Source organism: Corallococcus exiguus, assembly GCF_009909105.1.
Taxonomy (GTDB): domain Bacteria; phylum Myxococcota; class Myxococcia; order Myxococcales; family Myxococcaceae; genus Corallococcus; species Corallococcus exiguus.
Genome location: NZ_JAAAPK010000001.1, coordinates 826,147 through 844,984 on the forward strand (window position 1 = coordinate 826,147; position 18,838 = coordinate 844,984).

Sequence of the window (18,838 nt, forward strand, 5' to 3'; positions counted from 1 at the left end):
GGGACGTTCAGCCGGGGAACGACACGTCCACCTGGACGGCGCCTTCCGAGTTGAAGACGAACTGGCTGTAGTCATGCGCGGAGCCCGTGGGCAGCACGACGCAGTCCTCGATATCCAGCGACATGGAGGCGTTGTTCTGGAAGGTCGCGGCCAGGTTGTTGGCGAAGTCCTGCGCCTTCTGCGTGATTTCGTCCTGCGGCGACGTGGAGGACCAGTTGAACAGCTTGTTCAACGCGTTGAAGACCCAGCCATCCAGGGTCTTGTCCACGTCCGGCGCCGGGGCCTTGCCCAGCACGATGCTCACGGACGTCACCAGCTTGCCGCCGTTTCCGGCCGCGAGGGTGATGGTGCCCGTCCAGGGCTGCACGTAGGTGGCCTTTCCCAGGACGTCCTTCAGGCCCAGCCCGATGAAGTCCAGGGGATACTGGCTGGCCTCGATGTTCACCTGGAACTGGCCGTTCATCGCCACCGTGCAGCGGTCGGTCTGGGTGAGGTTGGGCTGGGTGGTGAAGACGATGGTCTCCGTGCCGCGCACGTACTGGTCGAAGCCGTTGTCCACCTGGACGAACTCCCCCCGGCCGTCGTTCTTGCTGGAGTTATTGCGCGAGCCGACGCACTGGTACATCAGCGGCGCCAGCCGCGAGATGGTGCCGGGGATGCCGGAGGCCCTCAGGATGGCGGGCAGCACCGTCGGCTTGAGGTAGCCCTCGCCCAGCGTGTCCTGGCTGAGGAACAGCCTCGCGCGGGCCTCCGCCGGGGTGCCGTCCGGGTTGGTGGTGGCGGCCAGCGGCGCGGGGAAGCCGAAGCGCGAGTTCCAGTTGGGCTCCTTCCGGCCCCGGCTCATCATGCACACGTTGAGCGTGCTGAAGTTCCCGTTGGTGCTGTAGCGGGTCGTGCGCTCCTTCGCGAACGTGGGGACGATGCTCGCGGGGCTGCCCGGGGCCTGCGTCGTGTACGCCACGTCCATGTGCCCCACGCCGGCCAGCGTGGCCTGGAGCGCGCTCTGCGCGGCCTGGCTGAGTGACACGGACTGGTTGCTCGCGTTCACCACCTGGAGCGCGCGGAACAGCGACGGCTGGGCCAGGTCCAGGAAGAGGCGGTAGACGGAGTAGTTGAGCGACTGGAGGCCCTGGATGTGCTGCTTCGCCTCCGACGTGGCGGCCAGCGTGTTGGGGTCCGTCACCTGCGCCTGCGACAGGTCCAGCGACACGATGACCGTCGTCCCCGACAGGTCCTGCGTCTTCGTCGCGCCTGACTCCACGTACTGGAGGGTCGCGGTGGTGAAGGGCAGGTGCACGTCCAGGTGGGTCGTCTGGTCGTCGGGCACCGACACGGTCGGGTCGCCCATGGCCGTCACGGTGAGCTGCGCGCCTCCGCTGGCGGCTTGCGTGAAGGAGGACGGGATGAGCTGGTAGTAGCGCAGCGCGTGCAGTTGCTTGTTGATGAGGCCCACGGACAGCGCCCACACTAGGTCCCACTCATGGGGCGCGCGCGGCTTGAAGTCCACCCGGTAGGTGGTCGCGTGGTGGTCTCCGCTCGCGTCCGTCTGGGTGATGACCACCGGCGCGAGGCTGGCGTTCGTGGTGGCGGTGTAGTGCTCCTCGTGCACCGGGCCGCTGGCGAAGTCCCAGTAGAAGGAGAGGGGCACCTGCTCGTTCCCCGTCTCCAGCTTGTACGTCACCGTGCCTTCGGGGCCGGGGGAGACGGAGTTCTTCTGCTCGATCTTGAAGGTCGTGCTGGAGCCCGCCGCGATGCTGGTGGCGGGCGCGGATCCGCTGAGCGTGCCGTCCTTGTAGTCAGGCGTGCCACGGCCATCGATGGGGCAGCCGGAGTTGTTCTGGATGGTGAGGGTCGTGGAGATCGTCACGGAAGGACCTGGCAAGAGGGGGACACCTGCCGTGAAACAAAACCTGTTTCACGGACGCACCCGCTCCAACTGCAAGGTCAGGACCAGGGCTCAACCCCGCGTGATCACATCCACGGCCCGCGCACGCGCCCCACGCTGCGTGCTGACAGGACGCACGTGCGTCGTGTCACGCGCTACCGCTCGTCGCCCAGCGCCGGCCGGAGCTGGCCGCTGTTGATGGCCAGGGACAGGCGCTGCTCCATGGCCTCGAGCTCGTCGCGGGTCCCCGCGCGGAGGGCCTGGTGGAAGCGCTGTTGATCCGCTTCCGTCCAGCGGCCCCTCGTGATGGCCTCCGCCAGGACCTGTTGGCTCTGACGGGACGCCTCCACCTGTTCGGGAGTGGGGGCCGGGCGCGCCTCCTCCACGGGCTCCGTGGGCGGAGGAGCCTCCATGGGCTGCCGGGTCGCGAGCACGGCGAGCTGTTCCCGGATGAGCCGCAGCTCCTCGCGGGAGTCCTGTGCCTGCATCACGACGGAAGCGGGTGCGGGGCGGGACTGCACGAGGGGACGAAGTCGGGCGAGCTGCGCTTCCAGCTTCGCGTCCAGCATCCGCTCCACCCGCGACTCCAGGGTGGCGAAGGTCAGCGCCACGCCCCCGGTGATGCCGAGCGCGATGCCCGGGACCTGTGACAACAGTGTCTGGAGGAAGGTCTTCATCGAAGGCTCCGGGGGCGTGACGCAAGCAGCGGGACTACGGAGCCTTCGGCTCCAGGTGCGAGCCCTTGAGCACGTCGATGGTCTGACAGACGCCGCCCGCGTCCCAGGTGAAATAGATGTACGCCGAGTCGTTGGCGGACTGGACGCTGCGGACGAGCGCCGGCGAGTACGAGTAGCAGGACACGTTGCCGCTCGCCGTGTTGTTGGCGAAGCACCGCACCGACTCACCCAACGTCACGTCCGCGAAGGTGCGGCAATAGATGTTCTGGACGGTGTCCGCGCTGTTGCGCGCCGTGCCCATCGCGCCGTACGCCGTGCGGGCGGTCGCGTTGATGGTCACGAAGAACTGCGTCTTCGACCCGGCATAAGCCACGGGCACGGCCAGCAGGACCAGCGCGGCGGACATCCCCAACGCCTGCGTGAAACGCTTCATGGTGCGGACTCCTTCAGTGGAACGGCTGAAGGGGTTACGCCGGGGTCCGCGATTATTCCCGCGCGGCTTTCCGGTATCGTCCGCGCACATCCCCTTCGCAGGAGCGTCCGCATGGGCAGCTATCTGGACTTCTACCGCCGCTCCATCGAAGCGCCGGAGGCGTTCTGGGCGGAGCAGGCCCGGCTCATCGACTGGGAGCGGCCTTTCGACGCGGTGCTGGACGACTCCCGGCCGCCCTTCGCGCGCTGGTTCGTCGGCGGGCGCACCAACCTGTGCCACAACGCCGTGGACCGGCACCTGGCCACCCGCGCGGACCAGCTGGCGCTCGTCTTCGAGTCCACCGAGACGGACCAGCGCCGCCAGTACACCTATGCGCAACTCCACGCGGAGGTGAACCGGACGGCGGCCATGCTGCGCTCGCTGGGCGTGAAGCGCGGGGACCGCGTCATCGTCTACATGCCCATGGTGCCGGAGGCCGTCTTCGTGCTGCTGGCCTGCACGCGCCTGGGGGCCATCCACTCGGTGGTGTTCGGCGGCTTCGCGGCGCACAGCCTGGCCATGCGCATCGACGACGCAAAGCCTGTCCTGCTGGTGACAGCGGACGCGGGCATGCGCGCGGGCCGGGTCGTCCCCTACAAGCCGCTGGTGGATGAGGCCCTCACGCTCGCGAAGCACCCTCCCGCGCGCGTGCTGGTGGTGGACCGGGGGCTCGTGCCCAACAGCCCCGTCACGCCGGAGCGCGACGTGGACTTCGCCACGCTGGGCCGCGAGCACGAGGGGGCCCAGGTGCCGGTGGAGTGGATGGAGTCCTCGGAGCCCAGCTACATCCTCTACACGTCCGGCACCACCGGGAAGCCCAAGGGCGTGCAGCGCGACACGGGCGGTTACGCGGTGGCGCTGGCCGCGTCCATGCGCCACATCTACACGGGCCAGCCCGGCGAGGTGATGTTCACCGCCTCAGACATCGGCTGGGTGGTGGGCCATTCGTACATCGTCTACGGCCCGCTGCTGAACGGCATGACGACGGTGCTCTACGAGGGCCTGCCCATCCGCCCGGACGCCGCCGTCTGGTGGCGGCTCATTGAGCAGTACAAGGTGAGCGTGATGTTCACGTCGCCCACGGCCATCCGCATCCTGAAGAAGCAGGACGCGGCGTTCTTGAAGCGCCACGACACGTCCAGCCTGCGCTACCTGTTCCTCGCGGGAGAGCCGCTGGACGCGCCCACGCACGCGTGGATTTCGGACGCGCTGCCGTCCACGCAGGTGTTGGACAACTACTGGCAGACGGAGACGGGCTGGCCCATCCTCGGGCCCGTTCCCGGGGTGGAGCCGCGCAAGCGCAAGCTGGGTTCACCGGGCGCGGCCATCTATGGCTATCGCGTGAAGCTGGTGGACGGGCTGAGCGGCGAAGAAGTGACGGCGGCGGACCAGAAGGGCGTGCTGGTGATTCAGCCGCCGCTGCCGCCGGGCTGTCTGTCCACGGTGTGGGGCGACGACGCGCGCTTCGTCTCCACGTACTTCGCGAGCTTCGACACGCCCCTCTACAACACCTTCGATTGGGCCACGCGCGACGCGGATGGGGACTACTTCATCCTGGGCCGCACCGACGACGTCATCAACGTGGCGGGCCACCGCCTGGGCACGCGTGAGATTGAAGAGGCCATCAGCGGCCATCCGGCCATCGCGGAGGTGGCGGTGGTGGGCGTGAAGGACGAGCTCAAGGGCCAGGTGGTGATGGCCTTCGCCGTGCCCAAGGACCCCGTGCGCCTGCAACGCGAGGAGGACCGGGATGCCCTCTCGCGCGAGGTGATGGACACGGTGGGCCGGACGCTGGGCGCGGTGGCCCGCCCCGCGGCGGTGTACGTGGTGGCGAACCTGCCCAAGACGCGCTCCGGGAAGCTGCTCCGCCGCAGCATCCAGGCCGTGGCGGAGGACCGCGAGCCGGGAGACCTCACCACCATCGAGGACCCGGGCGCGCTGGAAGGCATCCAGGCGGCGCTCAAGGCGCGGCCTCCGAAGGCGTAGCCTCAGCTCCGGCGCTTCGGCTCGCGCTTCGCGCCGGGGGCCGCCGGGTCCTTGGGCAGGTGTCTCAATCCCATCCACCCGAGCGCGGCGACGTGGCGGGCCACGTTCTCCGTGGAGAAGGACTTGCCCTCCGCGGCCCACCAGTGGCCCACCTGCGTCACCATGCCCACCAGCGCGTTGGCGTAGATGGGCGCCACCTTGGACGGGTAGCCGGCGCGCTCGAACTCGCTGCGGAAGACGTCGCTCACGCGCTGGGCCAGGTCGTCGATGACGCGCGTCAGTCCGCGCCGCGCCGCCGCCGTGGGCGAGTCCCGCGTGAGCACCGCGAAGCCCGCCGGCTCCTCCTTCACGTAGGACATGAACGCCAGCACCGCGTCCTCGAAGCGCTGCCGGGGCGTGCCCTGCGCGATGCTCGCGGACACGCGCGCCACCAGGTCCTCCAGCTCCCGGTCCACGATGGCCGCGTACAGCCCTTCCTTCGCGCCGAAGTGCTCGTAGACGATGGGCTTGGACACGCCCGCCTGCTGGGCGACCTCTTCAATCGAGGTTGCCTCGTAGCCCTTCGAGGCGAAGACCGACCGGCCGATCTCCATCAACTGGATCCGGCGTTCCGCGCCCGTGAGCCGCTGTTTCTTCTTCAAGTTGACCTCTAACCTACCCATCGGTAACTTACCGGACCGAAACCTACCATTCCGTAGGGGAAGCGTGGAGTCGCCACCGTCATGAAATGCTTCGTTTCGAAGGGTGTCGAGTCCGTCATGGGGCGCGCGTGAGCGCGGTGGTGTTGGGAATGGAGAAGCCGAAGCTGCGCGGGGTGTTGCACCAGTGGGCGGCGGCCTTCTCGGTGGGCGCGGGCGTGGTGCTGGTGGCGATGGCGCCCACGCCTCGCACGATGCTGGCGTCGGCGCTGTACGCGCTGAGCCTGGTGGGGCTGTTCACCATCAGCGCGACGTACCACCGGGTGAACTGGTCGCCGAAGGCCCGCGCGTGGATGCGCCGGGCGGACCACGCGGCCATCTTCCTGCTCATCGCGGGGACGTACACGCCGGTCATCCTGCTGGGGCTGCCTCCCGAGGTGGGCAACCCGCTGATGGCGTGGCTCTACGCGGGGGCGCTGCTGGGCATCCTCCAGTCGATGTTCTGGGTGGGCGCGCCCAAGTGGGTGACGGCGGCGCTGGCCATCGGGGTGGGGTGGACGATGATGCCGTACTTCGGCGACGTCTTCCGCGCGGTGGGGTCTTCCGCCATCGTGCTCATCATCGCCGGGGGGCTGGCGTACACGCTGGGCGCGCTCGCGTATGCCTTCAAGCGGCCCAATCCCCGGCCCGGCGTCTTCGGCTACCACGAGGTGTTCCACGCCATGACGCTGGTGGGCGCGGGGTTGCACTTCGTGCTGGTGCTGCGCCTGGTGCGCGCGGCGGGGTAGGGCGCGCTTCCCTTCAGCGCCCCGCCACGGCGAGCCGGCGCTTCGAGGCCGCGAGCTCCGGAGCCTTCCGGCCCAGGTAGGTCTCTCCCCAGGACTTGAGCGCGGCAATCACGCCTCGCAGCGTCTGGCCCTGCGTCGTGAGGCTGTACTCGACGCGCGGAGGCACCTCCGCGTACACCTGCCGGTGCACGAGCCCGCTCTCCTCCAGTTCGCGCAGGTGCTGCGTGAGCATCCGCTGCGTGACGTCCGGGATGCGCTTGCGCAGTTCGCCGAAGCGCAGCGTGCCTTCGAGCAGGTGGTAGAGGATGAGCCCCTTCCACTTGCCGCCAATCACATCCAGCGTCGCGGACACCGGACAACCGGCGGAGCAGTCATAGGTCTTGTGCCGGGCCATGGTTCCCTTTTCGTGCGTATGGGCGGAAATCCTGCGTACTTGTCCGTTCCGACCTTCGGGACGATGTTGCACGCAAAGGAGCCCCCAATGCGAGCCGTCGCCCTCACGAAGTACCTCCCCAGTGACCATCCCGAAGCCTTCGTCGACGTGGAGCTGCCGGACCCCACGCCCGGTCCTGGAGACCTGCTGGTGCGCGTGCGCGCCGTCTCCGTGAACCCCGTGGACGTGAAGGTCCGCGCGCCCAAGGACAAGGTGGAGTCCTCGCCGCGCGTGCTCGGCTGGGATGCGGCCGGCGTGGTGGAGGCCGTGGGCAAGGACGTGAAGCGCTTCCGCCCCGGAGATGAAGTGTTCTACGCGGGCTCCATCGCGAAGCCCGGCACGGACTCCGAGCTGCACGTCGTGGACGCGCGCATCGTCGGCCGCAAGCCGAAGGGGCTGACGTTCGCCCAGGCGGCCGCCATGCCCCTCACCTCCATCACCGCGTGGGAGCTGCTGTTCGAGCGCCTGGGCGTGCCCCAACAGAAGACGGGCACTCCCAAGGATGCGCTGCTCGTGGTGGGCGGCGCGGGCGGCGTGGGGTCCATGGCGATTCAAATCGCCAGCAAGCTGACGGACCTCACGGTCATCGCCACGGCGTCGCGGCCGGAGACGGTGGAGTGGTGCAAGTCCCTGGGCGCGCACCACGTGGTGGACCACCGCCAGCCCCTGGCCGAGCAGGTGAAGGCGCTGGTGCCGGGCGGCGTGCGCTACGTGATGGCGCTCACCGCGACGGAGCAGCACTTCGCGCAGCTGGTGGAGCTGATGGCGCCCTTCGGGCACCTGGGCATCATCGACGACCCGCAGACGCCGCTCGACGTGAACGCGATGAAGCGCAAGAGCCTGGCGCTCCACTGGGAGCTGATGTTCACGCGCGCGCTCTACGACGCGGATCCGCTCTCCCAGCAGCGGCTGCTCGACGCGGTGGCGGACCTGGTGGAGGCGGGGACGCTGCGGACCACCATGACGCAGGACTTCGGTCCGCTCTCCGCCGCCAACCTCCGGCGCGCGCACGCGGCGGTGGAGACGGGCCGCACGCTGGGCAAGATTGTGCTCAGCGGCTTTCCCTGAGTCCTCGCGGAGGCAGTGAAGTCCGCGGCGCGCGCCGGTAGACTCGCGGGCCTCGTGGGCACTGTGGAAGACACCTCTGGAAGCGCGTGGCGTGCCTGGGCGAAGCGGGCCGCCGCGTGGTCCGTGCCCGCGCTCTTCTCCGCGCTGGAGACGTACACGTTCAGCCGGGACATGGCCGGGGCGCCCGCGCTGTGGCGGGTGTTCGCGGCGCAGATGCCCGCATGGTACGTGTGGCTGCCCCTCACGCCGTGGCTCACCCGGCTCGCCGCGCGCGAGCCCCTGAGTCCTCCGAGGCCGCGCCCCGTCTTGGTGCACCTGGCGGCGTGTCTGGGCATGGGCGCCCTGTTCGCCGCCGTGTACGCGCTGACGACGGCGCAGTTCATGCCGGGGCGGGATGCCACCTGGGCCGCGCGGTGGCTGCGTGCATGGTGGGGCTGGCTGCCAATGATGGGCATGGCCTACTCGACGGTGCTGGCGGTGGCCTCCGCCACCCGGGCCTCCCAGCGGGCGAGGGACAGCGAGCGGCAGGCCGCGACGCTCGCGGTGCAGCTGGCCGAGTCACGGTTGCTCGCGCTCCAGACGCAATTGCAGCCGCATTTCCTCTTCAACACGCTCAACGCCATCGTGGTGCTGGTGCGCGAGAAGGAGACGGAGGAGGCCGCGCGCATGCTGGTGCTGTTGAGCGACCTGCTCCGGCAGTTGCTCCAGCAGGGCGCCACCCAGGAGGTGTCCCTGCGCGACGAGGTGGCTGTGTTGTCGCGCTACCTGGAGCTCCAGCAGCTGCGCTTCGCGGACCGGCTGCGAGTGGAGTGGGCGGTGGAGCCGGAAGCGCTGGAGGCCCGAGTGCCCCATCTGGTGCTCCAGCCGCTCGCGGAGAACGCGCTCCGCCACGGCATCGGCGTGCGCTCCGCAGCCGGGGTGCTGCGCATCGGCGCACGGCGGTGCGGAGACGCGCTGGAGCTGACCGTGCGTGACGACGGTCCGGGGTTGCCTCGGGACTTCGACCTGGAAGCGGCAACGGGCATCGGCCTGTCGAACACGCGCGCGCGTCTGTCGCAGCTCTACGGCGAAGCGGGGCGGCTGGGAGTCGCCAATGCGGAAGGGCAGGGCACCGTGGCCACGGTCCTGCTGCCCTGGCGTTCCATTCCGGGCGCCGCTGGGGTGGCGCATGGCTGAGCTGCGGGTGCTGCTGGTGGACGACGAGCCGCTGGCCCGGAAGGGATTGCGGCAGGCCCTGGCACGCCATCCGGACGCGGTGGTGTGCGGCGAGTGCCGCGACGGCCGCGAAGCGGTGGATGCCATCCGTGCCCAGCGTCCTCACCTGGTGCTGCTGGACGTGCAGATGCCGGAGCTGGATGGCTTCGGAGTGCTGCGCGAAGTGGGCGTGGAGCAGATGCCCACTGTCATCTTCATCACCGCGTTCGACACCTTCGCCGTGAAGGCCTTCGACGTGCACGCGGTGGACTACCTGGTGAAGCCCTTCGACGACGCGCGCTTCGACGAGGCGCTGGCACGGGCTCGTCAGAGGCTGCGCGCTGGCGAGGCCGCCGAGCTGGGACGGCGACTCGCGGACCTGCTGGCGGACGCGGGCCCGGCACCAAGGCCCGCCGAGCCTCCCGCGGACCGGCTGCTGGTGCGGGTGGGGCTGCGCTCCGTGCTCGTCCCGGTCGCGGACATCGAGTGGGTAGAGGCGGACGACTACTGCGTCACGCTGCACGCGGACGGCAAGGCCCACGTGCTGCGCGAGAGCCTGGCGGCCCTGGAGGCGCGGTTGGACCCGGAGCGCTTCGTGCGCATCCACCGCTCCGCCATCGTCAACGTGGCGTGCATTCAAGAAGTGCACCGGCCCTCGCCCACGGAGCAGGTGGTGGTGCTGCGAAGCGGCATGCGCCTGCGCGTGAGTCGTAGCCGCCGCGAGCACCTGGAGCGGCGACTGGGCCGGGCTCGCTGAAGCCGCCCGACAGCCCAGGTTGGCCCGCGCCCGCCGGGCGCGGTCTTCCAAAACCTGTCCGACAGTCGGACAGGTTTTCGCTGTGCGCCGCCGACGGGGTGGCCCGGCTGGGTTCTCACTTTCTCATCGGTGGCGACAGGGTTCTTGGCCGAGGGCCTCAGGGCTTGCGGACCTTGTCCACGGCGGTGGTGAGGGTGCTCCAATCCGTGGGCTTCAGGTGCATGCCGAACACCTGGGACACCGGGAGCTTCTCTCGCGCGGCCACCTCCACCGTTTCGTCCACCTGCTGCACGTTGAAGAACGTGCCGTCCGGCTGGGGCTGCACCAGGTCGGACGTGTAGAGCAGCCGGTGCTCCGGTAGCCACGCGAACAGCATCCGCTCCCCCGTCTCCGTGCGCACCGGGACGAGCTCCAGCCGGTTCTTCCCGGTGCCCAGCACGCGCCGCGCGTCGACGACCTGGAGCTTCGCTGCTCGCGGCTTCCTGGCGAGCGTGTCCGGCACGAGCGTGCGTGGCGCCGCCACCAGCCGCTCCACCAGCGTGCGGTTGAGGTCCAGCACGTACACCGGGATGCCCCGGGCCACGTACTCGCGCAGTCCGCCGATGTGCGGCCATGCGTCGCTGGTGGACACCACGGCCTTCACCTTCATGCCTGGGAAGCGCTTCGCGGCCTCGTCCAGCACTCGCGCCGAATAGCCGGACGCGAGCGGGCCCTCCACCACCACCACGCCGTCGTCTTGCGCCACCAGCGCCACGTTCCACGCTCCCGGCAGCTGCACCACACCTGGCGCCACCTCCACGGGCGGGGCTTCCGGACGGACCGCGGGGGCTTCGTCCAGCTTCCTCGCGCGGCGGGCCTCGAAGCCCTGCTTCACGTCATCCGCCACGGCGAAGTCCGCGTCCGCGAGCGGCGGATCCACCGTCACCGCCGTCACCGTGACGGAGTGGTGGGCCTGACCGTTGCGCGCCCACTCCCAGTGGCGCGGGTAGCGCAGGCCTCCCGGCTCCAACGTCCACGCCTGGAAGGACAACACGGTTCGCACGTCTCCCCAGACGCTCCAGAAAGGGTCCTCCGGATGCGCGTCCACCGTCTCCACGGCGGTGGGCAGGCCCGTGCGGGCGTTGAGGAACAGGCGCACGCTCGCGCGGTCCTGATGGAAGGTGACGACGTGGTGGGGCACCTCCTGCAGCACCGTGTCCGCCTGGGCTCGCAGGTCCTTGGCGTCCAGGGCCGCGAGCAAGACGTGCTCCGGCGCGAAGGTCAGTCGCTCCTGCATGTCCTGGAGCTGCGCGGCGCCCAGCGGTCTCCATTTGCCCTGGAAGTCCGCTGCCGCAACGCCGTCGGCCAGCAGCATCGTCACTCCCTTCCACTCATCCATCACCATCCCGCGGCTCTCCGACTTCTGGCTCAGGCGGCCCCGGCGCAGGTCGCGCACCTCTTCGAACTGCTCGTACATGACGAGGAAGGGCGGCGTGGGGCGCTCGGACTGCTCCAGCAGGTTCCAGTGGCCCACGCCTCGAAGACGCAGGCTCTTGAGCGCGCGGAGCCGAGCCTCGCCGCCCATGGCCTCGGCGGCGGCGCGGACGTGGGCGCGGCCCGGGTCCTCGGCGGCGGAGGCGGGCAGGGTGAGCAGCAGCGCCGTGACAGCGGACAACAGCAGGGGGCTTCGCATGGCCCCACGATGTCGCGGACGGTACCTGCCTCCAGGGGCCATGCCGCCAGTGACCTGAATGGCGCGGCGAACGGTGCTCGGGGCGCGGCGAATGGCGACCGCCCGACTGCACCGGGCAGCCAGCCTTGCTGGGGGCCCGGCTGCACGGCCGGTCGCGAGCCAGCGGGACGGTGCACATCTTCGCCCAGGGTGAACCGGCCCAGGCGAGGGATGGACCATGAAGAAGACGGTGGCGGACCAGTTCGTGGAGGTCCTCGCGCTCGCGGGGGTGAAGCGCATCTATGGCGTGGTGGGCGACAGCTTGAACGCCCTCACGGACTCGCTGCGCCGCCGGGGCGACATCGAATGGGTGCCCATGCGCAACGAGGAGGCCGCCGCCTTCGCAGCGGGCGCGGAGGCGCACCTCACCGGGCAGCTCGCCGTGTGCGCGGGGAGCTGCGGCCCCGGCAACCTGCACCTCATCAACGGCCTGTATGACTGCCACCGCAGCCGGGCGCCGGTGCTGGCCATCGCCGCGCAGATTCCCTCCGTGGAGCTGGGCACCGGCTACTTCCAGGAGACCCATCCGGAGTCGCTCTTCAAGGAGTGCAGCCACTACTGCGAGCTGGTCTCCGGGCCCAACCAGATGCAGCGCACGGCGGAGATCGCCGTCCGCAGCGCGGTGGGCAAGGGCGGCGTGGCCGTGGTGGTGCTCCCCGGCGACATCGCCATGCTGAAGGCGGAGGACGCTCGCGCCCCTACGCCGGAATCGCTGCGCGCGTCGCTGTCCCAGCTGATGCCCTCATCCGCGCAGGTGGAGCAGATGGCCGCGCTGCTCAACCGCGGCGGGCGCGTGACGCTGCTGTGCGGCGCGGGCTGCGAGGGCGCGGGCGCTCAGGTGGTGGAGCTGGCGAAGCGGCTCCAGGCGCCCGTCGTCTCCGCGCTCCGAGGCAAGGAGTTCGTGGAGAAGGACAACCCCCACTTCGTGGGGCTCACGGGGCTCATCGGCTACGCGTCTGGATACTGGGCGATGATCGACTGCGACGTGCTCCTGATGCTGGGCACGGACTTCCCCTACCGGCAGTTCTACCCGGACGGCGCCGATACGCGGATCATCCAGGTGGACGTGCGCGCGGAGAACATCGGCAAGCGCACGCGGGTGGACCTGGGCGTGGTGGGCAGCGTGTCCGCCACCGTCCAGGCGCTCCTTCCCCGCATCGAAGCGAAGCGCGACACGAAGCACCTGGAGCGCGCGCTCGTGCACTACCGCAAGACGCGCGAGGAGCTGGACTCGCTGGGGCAGGGCACGGTGGGCAGGAAGCCCATCCACCCGCCGCAGGTGGCCCGCGCGTTCGACCTCCAGGCGGCGGACGACGCCATCTTCACCTGCGACGTGGGCCTGCCCACGGTCTGGGCCGCGCGCTACGCGACCATGAAGGGCGGCCGGCGGTTGGTGGGGTCCTTCAACCACGGCTCCATGGCGAGTGCCTTGGCGCAGGCCATTGGCGCGCAGAAGGCCTTCCCGGACCGGCAGGTCATCTCCTTCTCCGGTGACGGCGGCTTCACGATGCTGATGGGGGACTTCATCGGCCTGGTGCAGCTGGGGCTGCCCATCAAGGTCGTGGTGTTCAACAACAGCTCCCTGGGCTTCGTGGCCATGGAACAGCAGGTGGGCGGCATGCTCGACGTGGGCACGGCGCTCCAGAACCCGAACTTCGCCGCGCTGGCGGAGGCCGTGGGCGTCAAGGGCCTGCGCGTGGAGGACCCGGCGCAGGTGGATGAAGCCATCCAACTGGCGCTCGCGACGCCTGGGCCCGTGCTGGTGGACGCCGTGGTCAGCAAGGCGGAGCTGGTGATGCCACCGCGCATCACCGCGGCCATGGCAGCGGGCTTCACCCTGTTCGGCATCAAGGCCCTGCTCAACGGCCGCACCAACGAGGTGCTGGAGCTGGCACGCACCAACCTCTGGCGCTGAAACCCCTGGCATTTCCAGCGGTTGGGCGGGGCTGGAGAAAAATCAGCAGGGCCGCGAATCCATTCGCCTCGTGGCCGCCTCTTATCTGGCGAATGGGGATTTTCCCCGTCGCACGAGGCCGCCTCCATGGGTTCGACCACCACTCCCGACGCGCTGTTGCTCGCGGCCCACGCCGGTGACCGCGACGCGATGGTGCACCTGCTGCAACTCCAGCAGCCGAACCTCCGGCGCTATGCGCAGAAGCGCTGCCTCATCAGCGACGTGGACGACGCGGTCCAGGAGGCCCTGCTGGTGATGTCCCGCCAGCTGTCCGCCGTGCGCAAGCTGGCGTCGTTCTCCGGGTGGATGTTCCGAATCGTCCAGCGCGAGTGCCGCCGGCTGGCCCGCACGGTGCTGAGGAACGACCCCTACGAGGAAGCGCTCGTGGACCAGTGGATGTCCGCGCACACGCCGGACTCGCTGCGGCTGGACATGGCGTCCGCGCTGGAGTCGCTGCCGCCGCAGTACCTGGAGGTCGTCGTGCTGCGCGACTTCGAAGCGCTCTCCATCCGCGAGATGGCCGAGCGCCTGTCGTTGGAGCCGGCGGCGGTGAAGAGCCGCCTGCACCGCGCCCGCGTGATGATCCGCGAATACCTGCTGGCCTGAAGCTCAATCCCTCTCATCTGGAGTCCTGTCATGGCGAACCCCCTGTCCCTCCTGGGCATCATCCACACGCTCGTGAGCGTGCCTCCCATCGTCTTCGGCGTCTGGGCCTTCGTGCGCGACGGGCGCATCGACCCGGGGACGCGTGTCGGCAAGGCGTACGTCGCCAGCATGGTGACGTCGGTGGTGACGTCGTTCGGCCTGTCCAGCACGGGCGGCTTCAACCCGGGCCACGCGCTGGGGCTCATCGCGCTGCTGCTCATGGCGGTGGGCGCGGCGGCGCCAGGCCTGGGCGTGTTCGGCCGCGCCACGGAGTACGTGCGGACCCTCACGTACTCCGCCAGCTTCATGGTGCTGCTGGTGCCGGGTATCAACGAGACGCTGACCCGGCTGCCCGCCGACAAGCCCCTGGCCGACAGCCCGCAGTCCCCCCTGGTGCAGGCCGCCCTGGCGACGCTGCTGGGCCTGTTCCTCTGCGGCGCCACGTACCAGGTGCTGCGGCTGCGCGCTCGGACGTACGGCCATGTAGGCGGAGTGCCGAACCGCTGAAAAACGCGGGGCGTGTCGATTCGTGTGGGCCTGAATCGACGTGGAGTAGAAGGCCCACGATTTCCACCTGAACGGAGCACGTCATGGACGCCACCCTTTCCTCCTCCACCCCCGGGGTGGACGCCACCCCGAAGAAGAAGTCGTTCGCCCGCTTCCTGCCGACGGCGGCCCGCGTATTCATGGGGCTGGTGTTCTTCGTCTTCGGCCTGAACGGGTTCCTGGAGTTCATTCCCATGCCCAAGGACCTGAACCCGGCGGATCCGGCGGTGGCCTTTGGCATCGCGATGAAGGCGACGGGCTTCCTGTTCGCGCTGGTGAAGGGCACGGAGACGGTGGTGGGCCTGCTGCTGCTGGCCAACCGCTTCGTCCCGCTGGCGCTGGCGCTCATCGCCCCGGTCATCGTGAACATCTTCCTGACGCACGCCTTCCTCGCGCCGTCGGGCCTGGGCCTGGCCGTGATGCTCCTGGCGGCCGAAATCTTCCTGGCCTGGTCCTACCGGGCGGCGTACCGCCCGATGCTCGCCATGAAGGTCAACCCAGGCTCTTGAGGTCGATGACGAAGCGGTACTTCACGTCGCCCTTCTCCAGCCGCGTGAACGCTTCGTTGATGCCTTGAATGGGAATCAGTTCGATGTCGGAGACGATGCCGTGCTCGCCGCAGAAGTCGAGCATGGCCTGCGTCTCCGGCAGGCCGCCGGTGCCGGAGCCGGAGAAGCTCGCGCGCCGGGAGAGGAGCGAGACGGGGGCCACCTCCAGCGGCCGGGCCGGGAAGCCCACCAGCACCAGGTGCCCGTCGCGCCGCAGCAGCTCCAGGTAGGCGTTGACGTCGTGGGCCGCGGAGACGGTGTCGAGGATGAAGTCGAGGCTGTTCGCCTTCGCCGCCATCTCCTCCGGCCTCGATGACACGACCACTTCGTGGGCGCCCATCCGCAGCGCATCCTGCTTCTTGCGGTCCGTGTGGCTGAAGACGGTCACGTGCGCGCCCAGCGCGAGCGCGAACTTCACGCCCAGGTGCCCCAGCCCGCCCAGCCCCACCACGCCCACCTTCTGCCCCGGCCCCACCTTCCAGTGCCGCAGCGGTGAGTACGTGGTGATGCCCGCGCAGAGCAGCGGCGCCACCGCCGCGGGGTCCAGGTTCGCGGGCACCTTCAGCGCGAAGTGCTCGTCCACCACGAGCCGGTCCGAATACCCGCCCTGCGTGATGCCCTTCCCGTCCTTCTCCCGGCTGCCATAGGTCAGGACGCCCTGGACCTTGCAGTACTGCTCGTACCCGTCCCGGCAGTCCGTGCAGGCGCGGCACGAGTCCACCATCGTGCCCACGCCCGCCAGGTCTCCCGGGCGGAACTTCGTCACCTCGCTGCCCACGCGGACGACGCGGCCCACGATTTCGTGCCCCGGCACCAGCGGGTAGGCCGAGAAGCCCCAGTCGTTCCGGGCCATGTGCAGGTCCGTATGGCAGACGCCGCAGTAGAGGACGTCCAGCTGCACGTCGCGCGGGCCGGGCTCGCGGCGCTCGAAGGGGAAGGGGGCAAGAGGGGAAGAGGCATCCGGGGCCGCGTAACCGCGAGCGGAAATCATGGGCAGTGCTCCTGAGGGAATGTGTCGCTTCCGACGCCCGGAAAGATGTCCCTGGGAGGCTGTTCGCGAAACGGATGGAATCCGCACGCGGCATGTCGGAAAACTTCCGAATGGCCACCACGCCCCTCAATGCCCTGAACGCCTTCCTCGCCGTGGGACGCCGGCGCAGCTTCGCGGCGGCGGCCATCGAGCTGGGCATCTCCCCGTCCGCGCTGAGCCAGCAGGTGCGCCAGCTGGAATCACGGCTGGGCGTGCCGCTGCTGACCCGCACGACGCGGAGCGTGGCGCTGACGGACGCGGGCCAGCGGCTGCTGGAGCGCGCCGGTCCTTCCGTGGCGCAGGCCCTGGAGGCGCTGGAGACCGCCACGGCCAGCGCGGGCGAGGTCACGGGCCGCGTGCGGCTGTCCGTGCCCACCATCTCCCTGTCCACGGTGGTGACGCCCATCCTGCTGCGCTTCGCCCAGCGCCATCCCCAGGTGGAGGTGGAGCTGCGCATCGAGGACCGCTTCGTGGACATCGTCGCGGAGGGCCTGGACGCGGGCATCCGCCCGTTCGAGGCCGTCGAGCGGGACATGGTGCAGGTGCGTCTGTCCAAGCGGTTCCGCTACGTGGTGGTGGGCTCGCCCGCGTACCTCAAGCGCAAGGGCACGCCCCAGCGCCCGGAGGACCTGCTGGAACACGACTGCGTGAACATCCTCCTGCCGACCACCGGCGCGAAGTACGCGTGGGAGTTGGAGCGCGGCAAGAAGACCTGGCGCATCCCCGTGCGCGGCCCCGTGCTCGCCACCAACGAGGAGGTGCTGGTGGCGATGGCGGAGGCGGGCCTGGCGCTCATGTATGCCTTTGAGCCCACCATCGTGCCGCGCTTGAAGCGCGGCACCCTGAAGCTGGTCCTGGAACCCTACGCGGCGTGGATGGAGGGGTTGTTCCTCTACTTCCCCAGCCGCGCCCAGGTGTCCCCCGCGTTCCGCGCCTTCCTGGACGTGGCCCGCGAGGTGACGGCCGAACGGCCCTGAAAGGGTCAGTCGCGCGGCGGGCCGCGGCGGCGGTCCACCACGCCCGTGGTGACGGGCAGGTCCGCGGACGCCGCGCTCCGGGCCCGCAGGCTCAGGGTGGCGGCGCTCTCCGTGGGCAGCCCCGCCCAGCTCCGCAGCCGCTCCAGCGCCACGGCCTGCTCCGCCTCCGGCAGGCCCGTGATGCGGGAGCCGTGGTTGCCGCCCGGCTGGTAGAACCGGTAGGAGTCATTGCGCGCGCTCACGCTGAACGCGCCCGTGGACCAGGGGTCGTTCTCTCCGTAGACGAGCAGGATGCGCTCGCCGAACGCCTTCACCCAGCCCTCTACGATGGGCATCACGAAGGGGTTGAAGGGGTACGGCCGCATGTCGAAGGGCACGAGCGCCCGCGGGTCGTAGCCCCGGGGATAGCGCAGGACGCCGCGCAGGTGGGCCTCGTCGGACGCGTAGCTGCCCAGCTGCGTGGCGGCCTGGAAGTCGTAGGGCGCGTAGTAGTCCAGGTCCCCGTCGCTCATGTACGAGAGGCCGACCACATAATCCAGGAAGTCCACCAGCCCCTGCGCGGAGCCTCCCGGCGGGGGAATCTCGTCACACAGCGACGCGTCGCCGTACTGCCAGAAGGCGAAGGCGAACTCGAGGGCGCTGAACTCCAGCGCCTTGTCCACGCCCAGGAAGTCGTAGGTGCTGCCGTAGTACGCCGCGGCCGTCGCCTGGAAGAGCGGCTCCGTCTCCGTGCGCCGCTCCAGCACTTCACGCTGGAAGCCGCGGATGCTCTCGCGGCACGCGGGCGTGCCCAGCTTGCTCAGGAACTTCACGTAGCGCGGGTCCTGCGTGCCGTAGCTGTTGGGCGCCACGTAGGCCACCGTGGCATCCACGTCTCGCGGGAAGAACGCCCGGTGATAGAGCGACGTCATGCCGCCCTTGCTGCCGCCGGTGCTGATCCACTTGCCCGGGAAGAGCGGCTTGAACGCCTGGACGATGCGGTGGTGGTCCGCCGCCGCCTGCTCGATGCTGAGCAGCCGCCAGTTCGCGGGCTGCGGAATGGAGGGCCCGAAGAAGCGGTGCTCCACCTGCAGCTGGTTGCCCTGCAGCAGGAAGGTGGGCTCCGTCTGGCCGGGGGACGTGCTGATGCCGTAGCCCGTGCTGGCCAGCACCATGGGCGCCTCCGCGTTCCGGAAGACCAGCGTCATCCGCTGCTGGAAGCGCGTGCCATTGGGGTGCAGGTGGTCCGCCGGCTGGTCATAGGCCAGCACGAAGATGCGCGCGCCCGACGGGCTGGGCGGCCGCTCCTGCAACACCGTGAGGCCGGGGACCGCCTGCAATTGCGCCAGGATGTCCGGCGCCGTGTCCTGTGTCAGGGATTGCGCCTGGACCTCGGGCGCGCTCGGGGCGATGGACTCGGGGGGAAGCTCGCTGCCGCCGCAGGCCTGGAGCCCCAGTGCCAGCGCGCACGCCAGCACCGCGGGACGACTGAAGAAACGTGACATGGGTAAAGCCCTCCTTGGGAGAAAAACAGAACGAACATGCCGGTC

Annotated in this window: 18 protein-coding genes; 10 read left to right on the forward strand and 8 right to left on the reverse strand. The window is 69.8% G+C overall.

The window, feature by feature from the left end; all coding sequences use genetic code 11:
• Positions 1 to 7: 7 nt before the first annotated feature.
• The 3 genes from GTZ93_RS03465 to GTZ93_RS03475 form a co-directional block, all read right to left on the reverse strand.
• Positions 8 to 1,867 (reverse strand): hypothetical protein, encoded by a 1,860-nt coding sequence (locus tag GTZ93_RS03465; RefSeq protein ID WP_139916491.1) that lies wholly within the window; start codon positions 1,865 to 1,867, stop codon positions 8 to 10.
• A 173-nt stretch (positions 1,868 to 2,040) separates the two neighbouring features.
• Entirely contained in the window at positions 2,041 to 2,562 is a 522-nt protein-coding gene (locus tag GTZ93_RS03470; RefSeq protein WP_139916493.1) for a hypothetical protein, read from the reverse strand.
• A gap of 34 nt (positions 2,563 to 2,596) precedes the next feature.
• Positions 2,597 to 2,995 carry a hypothetical protein gene (locus GTZ93_RS03475; protein WP_139916494.1) on the reverse strand — a complete coding sequence of 133 codons (399 nt, stop codon included), beginning with the start codon at positions 2,993 to 2,995 and terminating at the stop codon, positions 2,597 to 2,599.
• Between the two features lie 111 nt (positions 2,996 to 3,106).
• On the opposite strand from GTZ93_RS03475, the gene GTZ93_RS03480 reads away from it, so the two are divergent.
• The gene (locus GTZ93_RS03480; RefSeq protein ID WP_139916496.1) at positions 3,107 to 5,020 is read left to right on the forward strand and encodes a propionate--CoA ligase; all 1,914 of its coding nucleotides are present in this window, start codon (positions 3,107 to 3,109) and stop codon (positions 5,018 to 5,020) included.
• A 2-nt stretch (positions 5,021 to 5,022) separates the two neighbouring features.
• Here the strand turns inward: GTZ93_RS03480 and GTZ93_RS03485 are convergent, their stop codons facing one another.
• Positions 5,023 to 5,661: a TetR/AcrR family transcriptional regulator gene (locus GTZ93_RS03485; protein ID WP_169819916.1), complete on the reverse strand. Its 639-nt coding sequence runs from the start codon at positions 5,659 to 5,661 to the stop codon at positions 5,023 to 5,025.
• A 149-nt stretch (positions 5,662 to 5,810) separates the two neighbouring features.
• On the opposite strand from GTZ93_RS03485, the gene trhA reads away from it, so the two are divergent.
• Positions 5,811 to 6,446 carry a PAQR family membrane homeostasis protein TrhA gene (trhA, locus tag GTZ93_RS03490; RefSeq protein WP_139916498.1) on the forward strand — a complete coding sequence of 212 codons (636 nt, stop codon included), beginning with the start codon at positions 5,811 to 5,813 and terminating at the stop codon, positions 6,444 to 6,446.
• Between the two features lie 13 nt (positions 6,447 to 6,459).
• Here the strand turns inward: trhA and GTZ93_RS03495 are convergent, their stop codons facing one another.
• Positions 6,460 to 6,840 (reverse strand): winged helix-turn-helix transcriptional regulator, encoded by a 381-nt coding sequence (locus GTZ93_RS03495; RefSeq protein ID WP_139916500.1) that lies wholly within the window; start codon positions 6,838 to 6,840, stop codon positions 6,460 to 6,462.
• Positions 6,841 to 6,927: 87 nt separating this feature from the next.
• Here GTZ93_RS03495 and GTZ93_RS03500 point away from each other — a divergent pair, with 87 nt between their 5' ends.
• From GTZ93_RS03500 to GTZ93_RS03510, 3 genes are read left to right on the forward strand one after another with little or no spacing between them, the layout of a single operon-like run.
• Positions 6,928 to 7,947: a zinc-binding alcohol dehydrogenase family protein gene (locus tag GTZ93_RS03500; protein WP_139916502.1), complete on the forward strand. Its 1,020-nt coding sequence runs from the start codon at positions 6,928 to 6,930 to the stop codon at positions 7,945 to 7,947.
• Between the two features lie 54 nt (positions 7,948 to 8,001).
• Positions 8,002 to 9,123 carry a sensor histidine kinase gene (locus tag GTZ93_RS43195; protein ID WP_139916504.1) on the forward strand — a complete coding sequence of 374 codons (1,122 nt, stop codon included), beginning with the start codon at positions 8,002 to 8,004 and terminating at the stop codon, positions 9,121 to 9,123.
• Positions 9,116 to 9,898, forward strand: a complete 783-nt coding sequence (locus GTZ93_RS03510) for a LytR/AlgR family response regulator transcription factor (protein WP_139916506.1) — start codon at positions 9,116 to 9,118, stop codon at positions 9,896 to 9,898. Before GTZ93_RS43195 ends, GTZ93_RS03510 begins: the two co-directional genes overlap by 8 nt.
• 157 nt (positions 9,899 to 10,055) lie before the next feature.
• Here the strand turns inward: GTZ93_RS03510 and GTZ93_RS03515 are convergent, their stop codons facing one another.
• Positions 10,056 to 11,570: an MBL fold metallo-hydrolase gene (locus GTZ93_RS03515; RefSeq protein ID WP_139916507.1), complete on the reverse strand. Its 1,515-nt coding sequence runs from the start codon at positions 11,568 to 11,570 to the stop codon at positions 10,056 to 10,058.
• Positions 11,571 to 11,787: 217 nt separating this feature from the next.
• Between GTZ93_RS03515 and poxB the strand changes: the two genes are divergently transcribed.
• The 4 genes from poxB (at position 11,788) to GTZ93_RS03535 (ending at position 15,263) form a co-directional block, all read left to right on the forward strand.
• Positions 11,788 to 13,524 (forward strand): ubiquinone-dependent pyruvate dehydrogenase, encoded by a 1,737-nt coding sequence (poxB, locus tag GTZ93_RS03520; protein ID WP_139916509.1) that lies wholly within the window; start codon positions 11,788 to 11,790, stop codon positions 13,522 to 13,524.
• A gap of 126 nt (positions 13,525 to 13,650) precedes the next feature.
• On the forward strand, positions 13,651 to 14,169 hold the full coding sequence (locus GTZ93_RS03525) for an RNA polymerase sigma factor (RefSeq protein WP_120576448.1): 519 nt from the start codon (positions 13,651 to 13,653) through the stop codon (positions 14,167 to 14,169).
• 30 nt (positions 14,170 to 14,199) lie between these two features.
• Positions 14,200 to 14,715, forward strand: coding sequence for a DUF2306 domain-containing protein (locus tag GTZ93_RS03530; RefSeq protein ID WP_139916511.1), 516 nt, complete (start codon positions 14,200 to 14,202; stop codon positions 14,713 to 14,715).
• Between the two features lie 83 nt (positions 14,716 to 14,798).
• Positions 14,799 to 15,263: a DoxX family membrane protein gene (locus GTZ93_RS03535; RefSeq protein ID WP_120576450.1), complete on the forward strand. Its 465-nt coding sequence runs from the start codon at positions 14,799 to 14,801 to the stop codon at positions 15,261 to 15,263.
• Here the strand turns inward: GTZ93_RS03535 and GTZ93_RS03540 are convergent.
• The gene (locus tag GTZ93_RS03540; protein ID WP_161662643.1) at positions 15,247 to 16,293 is read right to left on the reverse strand and encodes an NAD(P)-dependent alcohol dehydrogenase; all 1,047 of its coding nucleotides are present in this window, start codon (positions 16,291 to 16,293) and stop codon (positions 15,247 to 15,249) included. The two genes, GTZ93_RS03535 and GTZ93_RS03540, sit on opposite strands and share 17 nt — an antisense overlap.
• Before the next feature lie 110 nt (positions 16,294 to 16,403).
• Here GTZ93_RS03540 and GTZ93_RS03545 point away from each other — a divergent pair, with 110 nt between their 5' ends.
• Positions 16,404 to 17,309, forward strand: coding sequence for a LysR family transcriptional regulator (locus GTZ93_RS03545; RefSeq protein WP_139923540.1), 906 nt, complete (start codon positions 16,404 to 16,406; stop codon positions 17,307 to 17,309).
• A 5-nt stretch (positions 17,310 to 17,314) separates the two neighbouring features.
• On the opposite strand, the gene GTZ93_RS03550 is transcribed toward GTZ93_RS03545, so the two are convergent.
• Positions 17,315 to 18,793 carry a S28 family serine protease gene (locus GTZ93_RS03550; protein ID WP_139923538.1) on the reverse strand — a complete coding sequence of 493 codons (1,479 nt, stop codon included), beginning with the start codon at positions 18,791 to 18,793 and terminating at the stop codon, positions 17,315 to 17,317.
• Positions 18,794 to 18,838: the final 45 nt, after the last annotated feature.